Source organism: Clostridium sp. UBA1652, assembly GCF_002320975.1.
Taxonomy (GTDB): domain Bacteria; phylum Bacillota; class Clostridia; order Clostridiales; family Clostridiaceae; genus Clostridium_T; species Clostridium_T intestinale.
On record NZ_DCLI01000082.1, the window covers coordinates 44,838 to 61,835 of the forward strand.

The 16,998-nt window shown below is 26.0% G+C and carries 17 protein-coding genes; 12 read left to right on the forward strand and 5 right to left on the reverse strand.

Going from position 1 to position 16,998, the window contains the following annotated elements; translation table 11 throughout:
• Position 1: 1 nt before the first annotated feature.
• Together B3N22_RS17230 and B3N22_RS17235 are read right to left on the reverse strand one after the other, a co-directional pair.
• Positions 2-691, reverse strand: a complete 690-nt coding sequence (locus B3N22_RS17230) for an ABC-three component system middle component 1 (protein ID WP_286908965.1) — start codon at positions 689-691, stop codon at positions 2-4.
• Positions 684-2,102: an ABC-three component system protein gene (locus B3N22_RS17235; protein ID WP_286908966.1), complete on the reverse strand. Its 1,419-nt coding sequence runs from the start codon at positions 2,100-2,102 to the stop codon at positions 684-686. Before B3N22_RS17235 ends, B3N22_RS17230 begins: the two co-directional genes overlap by 8 nt.
• 374 nt (positions 2,103-2,476) lie before the next feature.
• Here B3N22_RS17235 and B3N22_RS17240 point away from each other — a divergent pair, with 374 nt between their 5' ends.
• From B3N22_RS17240 to B3N22_RS17250, 3 genes are all read left to right on the forward strand, one after another.
• The gene (locus B3N22_RS17240) at positions 2,477-3,112 is read left to right on the forward strand and encodes a DUF3990 domain-containing protein (RefSeq protein WP_286908968.1); all 636 of its coding nucleotides are present in this window, start codon (positions 2,477-2,479) and stop codon (positions 3,110-3,112) included.
• On the forward strand, positions 3,093-3,314 hold the full coding sequence (locus B3N22_RS17245) for a hypothetical protein (RefSeq protein ID WP_286908970.1): 222 nt from the start codon (positions 3,093-3,095) through the stop codon (positions 3,312-3,314). Before B3N22_RS17240 ends, B3N22_RS17245 begins: the two co-directional genes overlap by 20 nt.
• Before the next feature lie 442 nt (positions 3,315-3,756).
• Positions 3,757-5,085 (forward strand): rolling circle replication-associated protein, encoded by a 1,329-nt coding sequence (locus B3N22_RS17250; protein ID WP_286908972.1) that lies wholly within the window; start codon positions 3,757-3,759, stop codon positions 5,083-5,085.
• Between the two features lie 233 nt (positions 5,086-5,318).
• On the opposite strand, the gene B3N22_RS17255 is transcribed toward B3N22_RS17250, so the two are convergent.
• A complete protein-coding gene (locus B3N22_RS17255; protein WP_286908974.1) occupies positions 5,319-6,173 on the reverse strand; it encodes a hypothetical protein in 855 nt (284 codons plus the stop codon).
• A gap of 418 nt (positions 6,174-6,591) precedes the next feature.
• On the opposite strand from B3N22_RS17255, the gene B3N22_RS17260 reads away from it, so the two are divergent.
• On the forward strand, positions 6,592-8,319 hold the full coding sequence (locus B3N22_RS17260) for a P-loop NTPase fold protein (protein WP_286908976.1): 1,728 nt from the start codon (positions 6,592-6,594) through the stop codon (positions 8,317-8,319).
• Positions 8,320-8,471: 152 nt separating this feature from the next.
• Here the strand turns inward: B3N22_RS17260 and B3N22_RS17265 are convergent, their stop codons facing one another.
• Positions 8,472-8,702, reverse strand: coding sequence for a helix-turn-helix domain-containing protein (locus tag B3N22_RS17265; RefSeq protein ID WP_286908978.1), 231 nt, complete (start codon positions 8,700-8,702; stop codon positions 8,472-8,474).
• Positions 8,703-8,854: 152 nt separating this feature from the next.
• Here B3N22_RS17265 and B3N22_RS17270 point away from each other — a divergent pair, with 152 nt between their 5' ends.
• The 5 genes from B3N22_RS17270 (at position 8,855) to B3N22_RS17290 (ending at position 13,021) form a co-directional block, all read left to right on the forward strand.
• Positions 8,855-9,574 (forward strand): hypothetical protein, encoded by a 720-nt coding sequence (locus B3N22_RS17270; RefSeq protein WP_286908980.1) that lies wholly within the window; start codon positions 8,855-8,857, stop codon positions 9,572-9,574.
• A 32-nt stretch (positions 9,575-9,606) separates the two neighbouring features.
• On the forward strand, positions 9,607-10,683 hold the full coding sequence (locus B3N22_RS17275; RefSeq protein WP_286908982.1) for a hypothetical protein: 1,077 nt from the start codon (positions 9,607-9,609) through the stop codon (positions 10,681-10,683).
• A 233-nt stretch (positions 10,684-10,916) separates the two neighbouring features.
• On the forward strand, positions 10,917-11,540 hold the full coding sequence (locus B3N22_RS17280) for a recombinase family protein (protein ID WP_286908984.1): 624 nt from the start codon (positions 10,917-10,919) through the stop codon (positions 11,538-11,540).
• 4 nt (positions 11,541-11,544) lie between these two features.
• Complete coding sequence (locus tag B3N22_RS17285) at positions 11,545-12,066, forward strand: hypothetical protein (protein WP_286908986.1); 522 nt, start codon at positions 11,545-11,547, stop codon at positions 12,064-12,066.
• Between the two features lie 112 nt (positions 12,067-12,178).
• Positions 12,179-13,021: a hypothetical protein gene (locus B3N22_RS17290; protein WP_286908988.1), complete on the forward strand. Its 843-nt coding sequence runs from the start codon at positions 12,179-12,181 to the stop codon at positions 13,019-13,021.
• Between the two features lie 431 nt (positions 13,022-13,452).
• On the opposite strand, the gene B3N22_RS17295 is transcribed toward B3N22_RS17290, so the two are convergent.
• Entirely contained in the window at positions 13,453-14,379 is a 927-nt protein-coding gene (locus B3N22_RS17295) for a hypothetical protein (protein ID WP_286908990.1), read from the reverse strand.
• A 433-nt stretch (positions 14,380-14,812) separates the two neighbouring features.
• Between B3N22_RS17295 and B3N22_RS17300 the strand changes: the two genes are divergently transcribed.
• The 3 genes from B3N22_RS17300 to B3N22_RS17310 all read left to right on the forward strand — a co-directional run bounded on the left by B3N22_RS17300 (position 14,813) and on the right by B3N22_RS17310 (position 16,991).
• Positions 14,813-14,992 (forward strand): hypothetical protein, encoded by a 180-nt coding sequence (locus B3N22_RS17300; RefSeq protein WP_286908992.1) that lies wholly within the window; start codon positions 14,813-14,815, stop codon positions 14,990-14,992.
• Positions 14,993-15,683: 691 nt separating this feature from the next.
• Positions 15,684-16,622, forward strand: a complete 939-nt coding sequence (locus B3N22_RS17305) for a tyrosine-type recombinase/integrase (protein ID WP_286908994.1) — start codon at positions 15,684-15,686, stop codon at positions 16,620-16,622.
• Positions 16,623-16,835: 213 nt separating this feature from the next.
• Entirely contained in the window at positions 16,836-16,991 is a 156-nt protein-coding gene (locus B3N22_RS17310) for a hypothetical protein (RefSeq protein WP_175550916.1), read from the forward strand.
• The last annotated feature ends 7 nt before the right edge of the window (positions 16,992-16,998 follow it).

The following is a 16,998-nucleotide window of genomic DNA, read 5'->3' on the forward strand; positions in this document are numbered from 1 at the left end:
TTTATTCACTCTCCTTTATCTCTAAAAGCATCCTTTCTATATAACCATCAATATCATTTTCATCTAAAGATATAACCTTTTTATGATAATCTAATTTATCGTCCTTTACTTTCTCTTGTATCTCTTTAATTCCTTCTATAATACTCTCTCCCAAATTAGTTATTTCTTTTTTATTAAATATATCTCTACAAGACAAATGTGGAATCTTTATGTATATCTTCAAAATTAAGCTATAATATGATATCTCATTACTTACTTTAAATTTTTCAAATTTATCTGTATCATTAAGGTTTTTCGCCATAAAATTTATTATATTATCATATTCTTTTAATTTATTATAAAAACTATTAACTTCATCATTTAAATAAGTAATTACATATTTCTTAAAAAAATATTTATCTTCTTCTAAATCTAGAATTTCTTCTTGAATATTCTTCTTTTCACTATTTTCATTTAATTTAATCAATATAATAAATGAAGTGTTCTTTTTTATTTCATTTCCATTTTCTAACCCAGTTATATGATCATATAAATTATCTTGGTCTTCATATATTTTTTCTTTAAATTCCTTAATGCTATCATAACTTTTATAGACATAAAACATACGTTTTTTATTATTACTTGCAAAATTATTTTCTTGGTCTATACTAAATTCCGTTAGTTTGAGTAAATCACTTATAATATTAATCATTATTTATTTCCTCCCTTATCTTTTCAATATCTTTAAACCTAATTTGATTAACTAAATAACACTTATCGTTATATTCTTCTTGTTCTTTTGCAAGTATATTATCAACTTCATCCACATCATTTATTGATTCTAGTATATTTTCACTAACTAAATTTTCAGTTATGAACACATTATATTCAAATAATTCATTTAATAAAAAATCATTATTATTTATTGTTTTCTTATATCTTTCAATTGCACTTTTCTTTAGTCTATCTGAAAGTAAATTTATTGTAGTTGGTAAATAACTTACTCCCCCTTTATCATACTTAACGACAGTCTCACTAATAAATAACTCCTTTTCTATATGGCTAATAATTGTTTCATACAAAAAATATAATCCCTCTTCTTTTACAAAGTTTCTTCCATCATACTCCCAATCTTTAATTAAAACATGTGGATTAAATTTCATTATTATTTTTTCCAAATCATCAAGATCAATATTTAATAAATGTTCAATTACTTTATATATTTTGCATTCATAATATTCTACGCTGCATCTTTCTTTCATATCACAAAAATCACTGCAATAATTATCTATGCTAATGCTACAATAAATATCTTTTATTTTTGATAGATGAAATAATCTATCCCTATCTAAATAACTCATATCTAATATATTTTTTATTTCTTCTACTGCAAAATATTCCTTTACCTCACCTGCATGTCTTTTTTTTACATACTCGTCCATGTAACATATTAGTTTATTATATGCCACATCAATATTTCCAAGCTTTTCATTCTGATTTGTATATAATAAGTATTCTTTTATTTCATTCTCTATATATACCTTTATGCCCCCTAAGGTACAGAATTTATCATCTTTTGCTCCATACTTACAGAGTATTATACTGTTAATCTTGTTACTCTCATCATATTTTGATTGATTATATTTAATTTCATCTTTTATTTTATCTATTTTTTCATCCTTTTCCTTAATAGCTTTAGCATCTGTTAACTTGCTTTTTTCTTCTTCTATTAAATTAATTGCAGCAATATCTTTCTCAACTTTAGATTTATATAAATCTTTGTACTTTTCTTCACTCCAATCTTTGATATTAACTATAGTATGCAAAAATATATCGGCATTTGGACTTTTTATCTTTTCGTCATATAGCTTATCTATTGCTTCTAGATAATTATTCATATAAATGTCAAATTTTCTTGCTTTTACTTGATGAAAAGATATATACTCATTTTCCTTTTTTATAGCTAAGTCTTCACGGTGTTCTACTTCAATGAAATATTTTCCTACATTCATACCAGTTGGATTCTTAACACATTTATTAATTAGTTGTAATGCGATATAAATAGTTATCTTCCCCTGATACTGATATCCACTCCAACTAGAACTAGCATCACATACACTCATTTTTCTACCTCCTTTTATATATATTTACATTTTATACTAATTTATAGGTAATTTATATAAAAGTATCTGATTATTTTATATAATAAAAAAACTATCAACCGTATTTATATTTAAAATATGGTTAATAGTGCTATAAACAAACAATATGAATATTTATCCAATTTAAGTGAATTTTTTACTCCTTTACTTATGGTACGGTTCACCGTAACTTTTTTAAACCAAACGATTTTTATATTGAATTAAGATTATGCTGTAAATAATTTAAATTATTGTATTTACCGTTTATTATGTTAATAAATGGACAATACTATTTTATATATGCTATAATTAAATTCATTAAAACATGCTTGACATTTAAAATGAGGTTTAATTATATGGGTGATAAATTTTTAAAATATTTAAATAAAGATAGATGGTACCATGCTACTACTCTCGCTGGTTGGAAAAATATTTGTAGCCAAGGTATCTTAGTTGATTATAATAAAGGTAATGAATTAGATTTTGGTTACGCTTTTTATGTAACCCCAGACAAAAAGCAAGCAGAATATTTCATAACAAAGTTATTACAGTATCAAGCAATAGAACCTAATTTAGGATTACCTACAAAAGATATAGAGGATACTAGAATTCCAGTTGTCATAGAATTTGAATTTTCTCCTATTGAATGGTTTAATGATAAAAAATATAAATTTAGAATATTAGATAAGTATGATGATGAATTTGCTAAATTTGTTTATCATAATAGAACTAAAAATGTTGATGGTACTTCTCATCATAACTTTGACTTTATATTTGGTGTTATGAGCGATAGCAATCCTATAATTTTATTACAAAAACTTAAAAATGGTGAAATAACTGAAGAAAATGTACTAGAAGGATTAAAAAAAACTACTAGTAGTAAACAATTATCTATACACAATCAAAAAATTTGTGATATAATTAAAGTAATAAATGTGTATTCAGTAAATACTGGAAAGGAGTTGGATATAAATGATTACTATAACAAATAAAGACCTAGAAACATTAAAAAATGAACTATCTGAAACGTTATTTAAACTTTCATTTGGGAAATTAAATTATACGCAAGCAAACAATATTGCAAATACTGCTATTGATAATATTGATTTTGAGAATTCGGCTCTAGTTCATAAAGGTGTTAATTGGTACGCTAAACAAATACTTGAAGTTATTGATTTTGAAAAAATTGCTTAGTATTAATATATAAAAGACATGTATATCATGTCTTTTTATTTTTTATAAATTTATGCTTGCTTTTTTCTTATAAATGCTATATAATATATAAAACATAATTTTTTAGAAATAATAAGAGATAAAATAGAGATTTTTTTATATAAAAAGAAGGAGAAATTAGATATAAACTTGTTTTAAACAGGTTTAATTCTAGTTTCTCCTTTTTTTGTTTTATTTTAAGGCATAAAAAAAGAACTTTGCTACTCTACCAAAGCCAACAAAGTTCTAATCAAATTACTTTTTTCGATACAGAAATTTTAACATAAGACAAAGCACAATGCAAGTTTTATATAAAAAATTATAAAAAAGAATATGGTTAGAATGTTGTTTAAGCGAGGCTATGTAGCAAAGGGAATATGCTAATAGTCTCTTTTTTATCTCCAAAATAAAAGGGGGGATAAGAATGATAGCAGAAAACCTATTAAAACAAGAGTTTACACTAGTAAAAAATAAATTGGAATTAGTTAATAACACTACAACTACAAAAGAAAAAATACATACAAGCGAAAAAGAAATGGCTATAACAAATTTACAAATAGTATTAAACAGAGCGGATAATACTGTATTTATAAAGGATTATATACAATCTGCAGATTTGAAAGTATACGATAAAGTTAAGAATAGAAAAAAGAAGGAAAGCAAGGATACTGTAGAAGTTATTAGCAGAAATATAGATGGGAATAACACTACTATAACAATAGAAACAAAAAAGAAAAATGAACTTACCGCAGAAGAATTGGAAGAAATAAAGGTTAAGAAACAAAAAGCAGGAAGATTGTATACTTTAAAAAAGGCTCTTTCCGATTTTGAAAATATTAATGCTCTTAATACAGAAGTAAGTAAAACTGTTACTTTCGTTACAGTAACAACAAGATATGCAGTGTACGATAGAAAGGACATGACAAATATAATGAATAATTACTTTAAAATTTTGAACTATGCTCTATTTAAAAGCAAGATTAATAAATTAAGATATGTGTATTTTATAGAAGAACATAAAGATAAAACTCTACATGTACATGGGGTTATTTACGATTGCCCTTATTTAGAGTACGAGATACAACATAAACGAGCAAACAAGATGATAGATAACTACGCTAAAAAACATAATTTACAGTTAAAAGAGGCAAAGAAAGAAAAAAATAGTGATAGCAATATAAGAATAAAAAACTTTCTAAAGTTTACTGATAATAAAAAAGATTTAGTACAAATTAAGGAGTATATTGCTAAGTACATAAGTAAAGAAATAAAAAATACAATAAAGGAAGAAACCTATACAAAATCTAAAAAAGTTAGAGAAATGACAAGACATAGATTGGTGAACTACTCTAAAGAAGCATTGAAACTAGACAAGCCTTATAAATTTAACCTCTATCTCTTTAGCAGACAAAAAGAAGATTTCTTTAATAGTATAGATAATTTAGTAGAAGTTACTGGAGAGGAATATAAAACAGAAACTATTATTAGGGATAATAAAACCTTTGCTTATAATTTATACAATAAAACTGCTAAGATTTTAGACATAGAAGAAATAATAAGAATAGTATGTAAACAAGTTGCTATTACTGCAAGCAATGTAAGTAAAAAAGCAGAAAAGATATTAAAAGACAAAACTGCATTTAACTATAAAAAATTATATTTAAGTATTAATTGCTATAAATATAATTTGGATTTTAATAATGTTCTTAATAGTATAGGAATATATGAAGAACTAGATTTATTAAATTTATAAATATTATTTTAAGGAGGTAAAATTTTTTCAGACTTATGATCCATAGGTTTTTTTGTGTTGTAGTTAAATTTATAGCTATAAGTTTACTTATAGCAAAGGGGAGAAAAAATTTTACAAGTAAAGAAAAAAAGAAGAAGAAAAATGAAATCTCCTTCCCCCTTCCCCCTTCTCCCTTGTTTACTTGTTAATGGGTAAGTCCTATTTAGACGAGAATTTATATATAAATTCTGAAATTAAAAACTATTCAATATTGAAGTTTGTTTATTGGTCAAATTATCAATATCTTTTATATGTTGTTCTATAGTTGAAGCAGACTCCAAAGTGAGTTTACTTACTTCCCATATGTAATTTTCATTTGATAGTGCTTTAGAAATAAAAGTGTTTGATAAAATAGTAGGTGTACATTTTCTTCCTATTATTGGCTTTATTAAATTACTTATGTATGTGCTTACTGTGTTTTCATTCAATTTAACTACCCTATCTAATTTTTTCTCATCAGATATACTTGTACAATATTCATGAACGAGTAATTGCAATTCGGCTTTTAATGGTAGTTTTACTTCCATTTCATCTTTCCATATAGTTAGTTTGTATACTCCATCTTCATATATAAACTGATTATTTCTCAGTGGCGCAATATATTGTCTACTCAATCCAGTAAAAAGAAATAAACCTAATATTAAACGCTCCTCTAAATTATTATTCCTGCACACAATAAAGTTTTTCAGTTTATCATACTCATCTTTTTTCAATATCTCTTTTGATTTTCTTTCATATATAGGTTTAGTAACTTGACTTATAATCTCATTTGTTTTCTTTTTTAAATAGGTATATTCAAAAAAACGCTTCAATGCACTATAATGATTTAATTTCTCTGCATTACTATAATTTAAATCTCTCAAGTATATATCCACATCAAAATATGTTAGAGCATTTAATGGTTTATCCTTATTAATTGTAGTATCCATATATTCTGAAAAGAATTTATTAATCCTACTCTTATAAAAAATTAAACTTTTTCCTTTAATTTCATAAGTCTCTACCATTTCATTGATAAGTGTCTCTACTTCTGAAAGATATGTATACATAAATATTCCCCCTAAGATTAATTAAATTTTTAATTATTTAAATATAACATATCATATATAATACATATATTCCATATGTAACCAATATAAATATTGATAATAAAAAAATAATTAATTAAATTCTACTTTTCCAGCAACCTTACATATTTCAAAACCTAACCTTAAATTAGTTTATTTATCAAAGGAATAATTTAATATTTCTAAAAAATACATATATACCCCAGTAAATACAATGGTTACACGTATTACTTGCACAATTATTTATAATTTTTATTTTGTAGAGCGGATTTATATCTGCTCTATTTTCATATAAAGAACTTTTTAATTTAGTTCAATACATAAATTTTTTGAAGGATTATTTCCAAATATGTAGAAATTATTTAAATTGAGAATATTATTAAACTTTAGGAGAAAATATATGGATTATAAAAAAGTGCTATCTATAACAAAAAAAATATTCAATGAAAATTCTCAAGAAAATTTATGTATATTTATTGATGGAGAATGGGGAATTGGAAAAACCTATACTATAGATAAATTCCAAGAGGAAAATAAAGAAGAGTTTGAACTAATAAGAATTTCTTTATTTGGTAAAGAAAATTTAAAACAAATTGAAAATGGTTTATTAATGCAAATACTACCTATATTTAAAAAAGGTAGTAGTATTGAGGTAAATTCCAAAGTGAAAATATTTGGTAATGCATTAAAAGATTTACTTAGTCAATCTACTGGAATTGATTTGGATTTTAATAGATATATTAGTAATGTATCTATTGAAGATATCGATAGTGAAGATAATGACAAGAAAATTATTATTTGTATAGATGATTTAGAAAGAAAATCTTCTAGAATTCCTATGAAAGATATAATGGGGTTAGTAGAAAGAGCAACATCAAAGTATAATGTTATTTTGGTTGGAAGTAGTGTTAATTTTAGTTCTAACGATGCTTTAGTTTTTAATTCATTTAAAGAAAAATTAGTTGATTTTGAATTTGTGGTTGATAAATTAAATCAAAAAACTTTAGAAAGTGTAGCAATGTATAAACTTTGTGGGATTTATGAAAAAGATTTAAATAATATTATAAAAATTTTTAGAACACCCTTAACAGAAGAAAATGTTCAACAGAATAATTTAAGACTATTTAAAAAGTATGTGGATTTAATATATAGATTTAATAAAGAAATTAATCTGTTACGTAGTATTGGCGAATATACATTTGATTGTAATAGTTTTAAATTAGATGATAACTTGATTAGATTGTGTAATTATGTTATACGCAAAAACTTTTTGCAAGATGAATTAATAAAGGAAAAGTTAATTCGTAGTACTAATTACTATCAAGAGCAAATGATAAATGTAATAGAAAATATTTATAAATACGAAGAATATAATAATCAAATAATAAAAGATTATTTTGAGGATTTCACAGAGATTCAACAAGACATGAAGAAACTTAGAACTCCATATAAGTTATCAGAAAATCAATTTAATATTCTTATTTCTAAAATAAATAAAAATATACAAGAAGAAAATATAGATTATTTTCTTAATCAAAGATATTTGATATCGCTATATGACTTATTAGTAGATTTAGCAGATATTGATGCTTATGAAAATAAAATTCGTAATATTTTAAGTAAATTGTATAAATATGATGCAAATTCTCCAGAGATTTTTACTGAGTCAGAATGGGTAACATATGACTATTACACACATGAAAGAATTTTTAATGTAGATTGGCTTATTGAATATGTAAACGAAAAAAATATGCAACAATATAGAGAAAATATTCTAAGTCAACTAGATATATTAATAGATAACAATAATTTGGAAGAAGTTTTAGAGAGATTAAATAAAATTCAAGAACTAGATAACCAATATTTTGAAAAACTGTTCGATTGGGCTTTTGAAAAATTAAATGATAAATATGAAGAGAGTCTTTGGAATATAATTTTAAGAATAATAAATCTAGCCGATTATAAAATTTTGGAAGAATATTTAAAGTCTAGAAAGAGTTCTTCAGAAAGGGCTATAGAAAAAATTAGATTAAAAGAATTAGATTATATAGCATCTGAGATAATCTATAATGAAAAGTCGATAGAGATTAACATGCCGAATTATGATGGTATATATGAGGACTCATAATGAGAAATTCTTACACAATAAATAGAATTGTAAGTAATATAAAAACTAAATATTAATTTCATTCGGTTAATTTTATTCTAAAGAAAAAGATAGAATAATAAAACATGAAAGTAGGATAAAGCCTACTTTCTTTTGTTTTTCAAATATAATTTCTAATGAATTTCTAATAAGTTTTCTACATCTAAGAAAAAAACACTTAATTTTATATTGAAGTGATTACACAACTTATGCAATATATTTACAGTTACTTTCGTCTCTCCTCGCTCTATTTTTCCTACATAGGTTCTGTCTAATCCTACTTTGAAAGCAAGTTCTTCTTGGCTTAATTGCTCTAAAACTCTATATTTTTTTAAAATTATACCTACCGATTCCTCAAAACTCATAATATTCCCCTCCCTATTTAATTCTTTATTGAAGGAGTATTATTGTCGACTGACTATAAACATCTTAAAGATGAATATAATCATCTTTTTTACTGACAATTACCAATTCAAGTGTTATAATTTCTATTGAGATTCAAAAAAGGGGGATAGATATGAGTAAACATAAAATTTTAGTAATATTATTAGTCGCATCTACTACTCTATCTTTTATAGCGTGCAATAAGGAAAAGAAAGATACTGTTAAAGAAGATGCTAAAGAAGTTATGGAAACAATTACAAATGAAGATGAAGAAGCAGGCAATGTAGAAGAATATTCTAAAGAAACAGAAGATAAAAAAGAAGAAAATAACGAAGTTGCTACTACTAACAATAGTAGTGCTAATAATAAAGAAGAAAGCAAGACTATTGCTAGTAATACTAATAGCAATTCTACAAGTAACAACATACAACAACCAAATAATAACAATAATAACAATAATAACGAAAAACAAGAAATCCCTACTCAACAACCTACTCCTACTCCACAGCCAACTCCCTCTACCCCTACAAAAACGTATAAGGTAAGAGGAGATTTAGTAAATACAGTATTTTCTGTTGTTAATAACTATACAAGTACTAATTTAAATAAGAAATTGACTTTAAGTGGTAATTATAATTTTATAGGAGAACAATACATCGCTTATAGAATAGGACAAGGGGATAACCCTACTGCGGTAAATGTTAAATATACTTATGCAGAAACAGATAATATTAATATGGTTAAAGAAATACCAGCGGTAATAGGAGATAGATATAGTGGAGGGAATGAATGTAGTGTAGTTGTTATAGAAAATAGTGGTATGTATTCTATAGTTTTTGTATCTAAGTATTAAAAATATTACATAGAGATTAAGGGGGATAAAAAATGATAAGAAGTAAAAAGGTTATAACAGTACTGTTAAGTTTAATGTTGGGTACAAGCATTTTAATAGGGTGCGGAAAAAAAGAAAGTATTGAGGATTCTAATAAAATTGAATCTAAAGAAATTACTTCGGCAGAGCAGTTACCAACTGCTGAAACAAAAGTTGAATATTTAGGGTATAAAACAAGCATAGAAAAGAAACCAGAAGATTTTAATAATTATAAGGAAATATGCGATTTCGTTGATAGTTTTAACAAATCTTTAGTAGATATTGATTATACAGACGAAAGTACATTTTTTGATTTTAGAAATTTTGGTAGTACTGATTATGTTAATAGTTTAAGTAATGTAAATAATGATAATGAGATTGCAGATATAAAAGATAAGAAAATACAAGTTCAGTATATAAAAACTAATATTGACTCTATTGTATTTAACTCTTATGCAGATACTTATTTCATAGATTCTACCATATTCTCTTACGCAAAAAATAACCCATCTGTGAGTGAACAAGAAAAGTATTATCAGTCTAAATTATATCTTTATATAACAAGAGAAAATGGTAAATTAACTGTACTCAAGTACAACGGATTTTCTGATGTCCGAGCAGAAGAAGTTCCAACATCGCCAGTTATATATATGTTAGATTCAGATAAGACCAAAAGTAATTATGTTAAGGAAAAAAATTTAGATAAATTTTCTGACCTTGATAATGCAAAGAAAACTACAGAAGAATTCTTTGAGGTTTTCTATTTAATGAATTCAAATAATTTGAATGACCGCAAAAATAAATTATTAAAATTTGCTTCTAATGATTTTATAGAAACTATCAATAAACTAATGGCTACCCAAGAAAATCTTATGAGAAAAGAAGAATATGTAACTGAGTTTAAAAGCATAGATTATAAAGTAATAAACTACCTTCAGTTTAATAACTCATATGTTCTATCAATCGATGTTACCTATACTCACAACGGCTCTGTAGTTAGAACGCCATTTATGATAAATTTAATAAAAGAAGATGATAGTTGGAAAATAGATAAGCAAACCTATATAGGTGAAAATCTTCCTATAACTTAAATAGAAATAAGATACTCACATGAGTATCTTATTTAATATAGCGTTGCACTTGGGTATACCTAAACTTTCTTTGCAATAATCTTCTCTATAGTATTGCATATAAACATTTTTAAACACCCTAAAGAAATATTGCAAAAAACTTGACTCTATTGCAAGTACATGTTAGCATGCACATGTAGAAAATATTTGTAATTTAATACAAAATAGTAAATATACAGAAAGAAGGTGGTAGCATGTACTTTGCATACTGTAGAGTTAGTAGTAAAACACAAAATTTGCAAAAGCAAATAGAAAATATAGAAAACTACTGCAAGAAAAATAATATAAACATAGATAAATGGTTTCTAGATAAAGAGAGCGGAAAAGATTTTAACAGAACAGAATATTTAAAAATGAAAGAGCAAATAAGAAAAGAAGATATTGTTATATGCGTCGAATTAGATAGGTTTGGAAGAAATAAGGATATGATAAAGGAAGAATGGCACTATATAACAAAACAAATAGGTGCAGATATTATATTAACAGACATGGAAATATTAAATAGTGCCAATAAAAGCGATTTGGAAAGGCAACTTATAAACGATATTGTTTTTAATCTTTATTCCTATATGGCAGAAAAGGAAAGAATTAAGACTAAAGAAAGGCAAAAAGATGGCATTGCTATTGCTAAAAAAGCGGGTAAATACAAAGGTAGACAACCTATAAAGTTAAATAGAGAGCAATTTGCAAGAGTTTATGCCGAATGGAAAAGAGGCTTAATAACCGCTAAAAGGGCTATGGAATTGCTGGGGATAAAGGCAAACACATTTTATAGAAATGTAAAAAATTTTGAAGAAGAAAATAATTTAAGGGGGTAATAAAATGAGAAAAATAATTATGTTATTAACAACTATATGTATAAGTGCTACTCTATTTGGAGCCTGTGGAGGAAATAAAAAAGAGGTTAAAACTACAAATGATAAACCTGTTGTTACAGATACAAAACAAGAAAATGGATTAACAAAAGAAGAAGAAGTACAAGCGAAAGAGATAACAGAAACCTTTGCAAAATCTATGTTTAGATGCGATTTTAATACAGAAACCGAGGAAAGTGTAAAAGAGTTTACTAACTTCTTAACTGAAGAAGGTAAAAAAGGGTTTGACGATAATTTTGTTAAAACGCAATTGCAGGAAATTAAAGATAAACAGCAAATAGTAACTATAAAATCGGTTAATATAGATAGCATTACAAAAGAAGGAACTACTATTACCGCTATTTATACTGTTAATACTTATGTAGATAATAGTATAGAGGAGGAATTTAATAAAAAAGATGATACAACAAAATGTACGTTAACTCTAAATAAAGACTTTAAAATTTTTAAGTTTGAAAATGGAATTTAATAAAAATAGGATACTATTTTAGTATCTTATTTTTATGTAAAAAATTTGATTTTCCTTTCTTTATCTTATACCATGCATGTATGTGAAAAAATAAAGAAAGGACGTGATTTAAATGGAAAATAGAAAATTGAAAAGATTTTTAACTACATTGTTAGTTTTAAATATGTTTATTAGTGCGACCGCTTTAGCAACTCCTCCTGCTAAAGATTACAAACTTACAGGAGAAGAAGGAGAAACAACGAAAACAGAGGATAAAGACAAAGATGGTAATAAAACCACTACTCCTAGTAATAACAACGCTCCTAAACCTGCAACGGTAAATATTAATGTTAGCACTTGGAACGGCTATAATATGCATTATAAAAGCGGATTAGGACACTACGTAATAGACAATATAGATAATAGAAGGTACAGGTATAATGCAACACAAGAAACTGCGGAGTTTAAAAAGGAAATAAAAATCCGAAACTACGCTTGGACTGTGGACTTTAAACAAACAAAAGAAAGTACTTATAGTAGGGAAAATAACTTTACAACTCCGTCTAACACTACTACATTTACAGCCCCTAGGGCAGGTTATTACTATGTAACTGCAGTTCCTGTTGTTTGGGATACCTTTGGAAAATACACAAGAACCCTCTATCTTGCAGGCGAAGGACGAAACGGAGATACAATTTTAGATGTAAAGACCTCTAAAGGCGTTACTGCAACATATAGCCAAACAAGGCAATCTGAAGATTATCCCCAAACTTGGCTTAAGAGAAATTGGGAAATCTACCTGGATAAAGGGCAACCTTTTAGCCCTATCTCCCCTTCTGGAAATACTAATCTAGAAACGGACGGAGGAAAAAATGGAGGCGGTAGTAATAGAGGGAATGGAAATAATACAGGCGGAGGAACAATTATTAAAGAAGAAGTGCAAGGATTAGACACAAAAACCAGTTTAGTAAAATAAGATAGTAATTACACTATCTTATTTTTTTCTTAATGAGTTTTTGGATTTATCTATAAGATAAAAAATAAATACTTGAGATAAGGTTACAATATTTAACAAAGTATATATCCACTTAGACCAAGTAAAAAATGACATTCCTAAAACCCAAAGAAATATCGATATTGATATAATAACTCTACTCCAGTATACTATTTTATCCATCCTACTCAAAACCTTAAATTTTTTATATAAATCGAGCATGAATATAATACTTAATAGTAAAAATATTAATAGTCCAATTAATCTATCCCTCAGCCAAGTATCTCCATTAAGCAATGTTAATAACAAGTTATCTATATATTGAGGTAAGAGGTCTATTTTCTCTTGATATATTGTAAATATAATAAACATAAATATAAATATAAAAGAAACAAATACAACTTTAATAACTATTAATCTTTCTCCACTTCTCCACTTCTCCACTGATGATATATATATTTTAAGTTTCCTATAAATTGATTTTTCTCTTCATCAACTTTTTTTATATATTTCTTTATATGATACTTATTTCTAAAAAATCTCAGTCTTTTTTTTATAAGTTTTTTATCTAGTTTAAAAGATTCATCATAAAAACTTTTAACTTTATCTACAATTGTTGTCATGGTAAAAGCAAGACCTAACACAGCCAATGCTATATTAACTACATTGCTAACACTTTGATTATCATTTATAGAGATTTTTATCTGATAAATAGTGAAGATTGATACTAAGACAAATAGAATTATCCACATTACAGACTGTCTCGCAAGTCTCTTTATTTTATTTTGAGTTGTTTCGCTGTATATTATTAGGCTTATTAAGAAATAAAACATCATAATGATTATCGTTAATATTAGTGCTTCATTATAACTAATGTCGAAAGTAGATAAGAATTTCATAAATATTGTCATTAATATTATTGGGAAGATTAATATATTAATTATTGTTTCAAAAATTAGAGATTTTAAATTTACATTAATTAAGAACCAGCAAATTGAGAAGATAATCTTTGGTAAGTTAAAATTCTTATCATCGTAATTCAGAAATAATATCCAGATTAATATTATACATAATATTATTGGAATTAATATTATACCATAAGCCGCTGTATCCGAAAATGAGTATCTTAATGCTAGTAACATTAACGTAAAAAAACCTAACATTATGCCTAAAAGTAATGAAATCAATATACAGTATACTATTTGAATAATATTTCTTAGTAAATACTTATATTTTTGATTTCTTTTTTCATTTTCTAATAGAATACTATCAAAAAGAGCGGATAAAAAAATAAGTGGAGTGTATATGTATTCTAGAATTGTGTTAAATTGGCTTTGCAATGAGTGAACCTCCCTAAAAATAATTGTTATTTTATTTTCTTTCCCTTTTCCCAGAACTTTATAGGTAATACGAATATACTTTCTATTCGCTTAAAATATCAATAAATATATTTTGAATTTCATGAGGAACAGTTATTAAAGCATATCTACTCTACCTCTAAAAACTCTACTAAAATATAAATAAATATATTTATAAATTTATAGAAAAAATGATGATTTTATATATACGTAAGTATAAAAGAACCGCTATCCTACCTCCTAACTTTTTTTACCTAAAAAAATGCAACGGAACGTTGCCTGTACTATTTTTATAGAAGTAACTCCCCTTTTTTTCTTTATATATCTTTATAAAAAATATTGCATCTATACTCTATTTAGTTTTACATCTACATGTATTAACCATTAATCTAATAAAATTTAGGAGGATTTTTTTATGACGGAAGAACATTTAAAAATACTGGAGTTTTTAGAGAAGTATCTCGAGTTTGAGGTTGCTGAAATGGAAGTTATTAATCCTGTAACTTTAAAAGTTATGGATAAAGATAATACGGTTCTTTACTTTGCATATAACACCGCGTACAATTATGTCCAAGTTCTTGATAGGAAGGAGTAATTTTATAAGAAGAGATAGAAAAATAACTATCTCTTTTTCTGTGTAAAAAAACTTGCAAAGTGTATTCTATTTGCTTTATACATGTAGGTATAACATTTTTATATAAAATTTAGAGTTTTTATTTCTTTAGAAACAACTGGAGATATTTTATTTCTTAATTTTAACAACTTGGAGATTTTCTACTACTGCTTATGCTCTATATACCCTACTGCTCAATCCTAATATACAAAACCTTAAATTTTTAACTCTAAAAGAGTTGGCTTGTTTACAACTATTATAGTTGTGTGTGCATATTTTAAGTAGAAATAACACACTTGCTTATAAATGTGCTTTTTTACCAATCTACCCAAGATTGGTGGTGTAGTCTTAACTTTAGTGTGTAATGTGTAGCCTATGGCTAGGATAAAACTCCTTGCCGAAGGCGAGGTGGAGTGAGTACCAGAGGTACTCTAAAAAAATAATATCTATATACGCTATCGGGATTAACGGCTTGACAACGAAGTGGAAAGCAGTGTTAATCCCGTATAGTGCTGGAGTTAACACAATTTATAAGTAAAAGGGATAGTAAAAGAAAGAAAAACGAAGTTTTTCGTATTTACATAGATATAAATATAATAAATAGCAATAAATTACGTTTTTAAATAGATTTTAGAGAAATAAAGAAAAAATAAAGATTAAAGGGGGCGATATTATGGCAAGTTTGAAACATCAATTTTTAACGGCTATAGATAGAAATTTTGGAGAAGGGGGTGGAGATAAACACTCCGCTAAAGGAGGACAACACTCTGGAACAGAAGAAACTATGGGGAGAGTTTGGAGTTATGCAGAAAGGAAAAGTTTAATAGATGTAAGTACGCAACTTGCTACTTACTGCAAAGAGAACTTTGGAATAAAACAAATAAAAGATATTTCTGCAAATAATGTACAGGATTTTTTAAAGCATAAATCCGAAGATTGCAACAATAACACATTAAAGAACTACACAAGTAGGCTTAACAAAATGGAGGTACTTATAAATAAAACCTTTAGTTCGGCAAACTTGGAATGGAGAGGTGAAATAGTTCCTCCTGCATCTGCTGTTAGCACGCAAGAAAAAATAAGGAATGTATGGATGTCTAGAGACGATTTTAACAAAATTTTAGATTACGGAAAAGATGCTAAAAGTGCGGCACCTATTGGTATAGAACTAGCAGGAATTGCGGGATTAAGGTCTGCAGAATTAGAAAAATTACAACTAAGAGACTTGGATTTTAAGAACAATATAATACATGTAATAGAAAGTAAAGGCGGAAAATCTAGAGACATAGAAATTAAAGAAGAATATATGAAAAGAATAAAAGAAATAGTACAAGAAAAAGGCTTAACAAACTTTACAGATAAAGTAGTAGGAATTAAATCCGAAAGCATAAATGCTTGGTTACATAGGGCGTGTAAAAATTTAGACCTAACAAAATACACAGAGGGGAAAACTGGAATACATAGCATAAGAAAGATGGTAGCAACGGAAAAATACGAAGAATTTAAGAAACAAGGTTATAGCAAAAAAGAAAGCGTAGATAAAGTTAGTATTTTTCTAGGGCATGGACATAACAGAAATGATATTGCCCAAATATATATAAAGACTTTATAGAAGTAAGCCAAATGGCTTATTTTTATATTAATATAGATTAACTTGTATTAGTTTAAATTAATCTATACTAATATAAATTAACACAAATTAATCTATTACACTTTATATTTTAAATTTATTATTGATTTCAGTTGAATTTATATGTATAATTTATGTTAATTCAATATTTTTTTTACATATGTAACCCTAATTAGGGTAAGGAGGCATATGTATATGGAAAATATTGGATTAAACTTAAGCAATGAAAAAGATATTAGAATTGAAAAATTTTTTGATATACTAGAAGAGATATTAATTTCTTCGGAGGAAAGTGAGATACAAACTTCATCAGATGATGAAGTTTTTTTATTGCTTATATTGTATGGTTAATATAAAA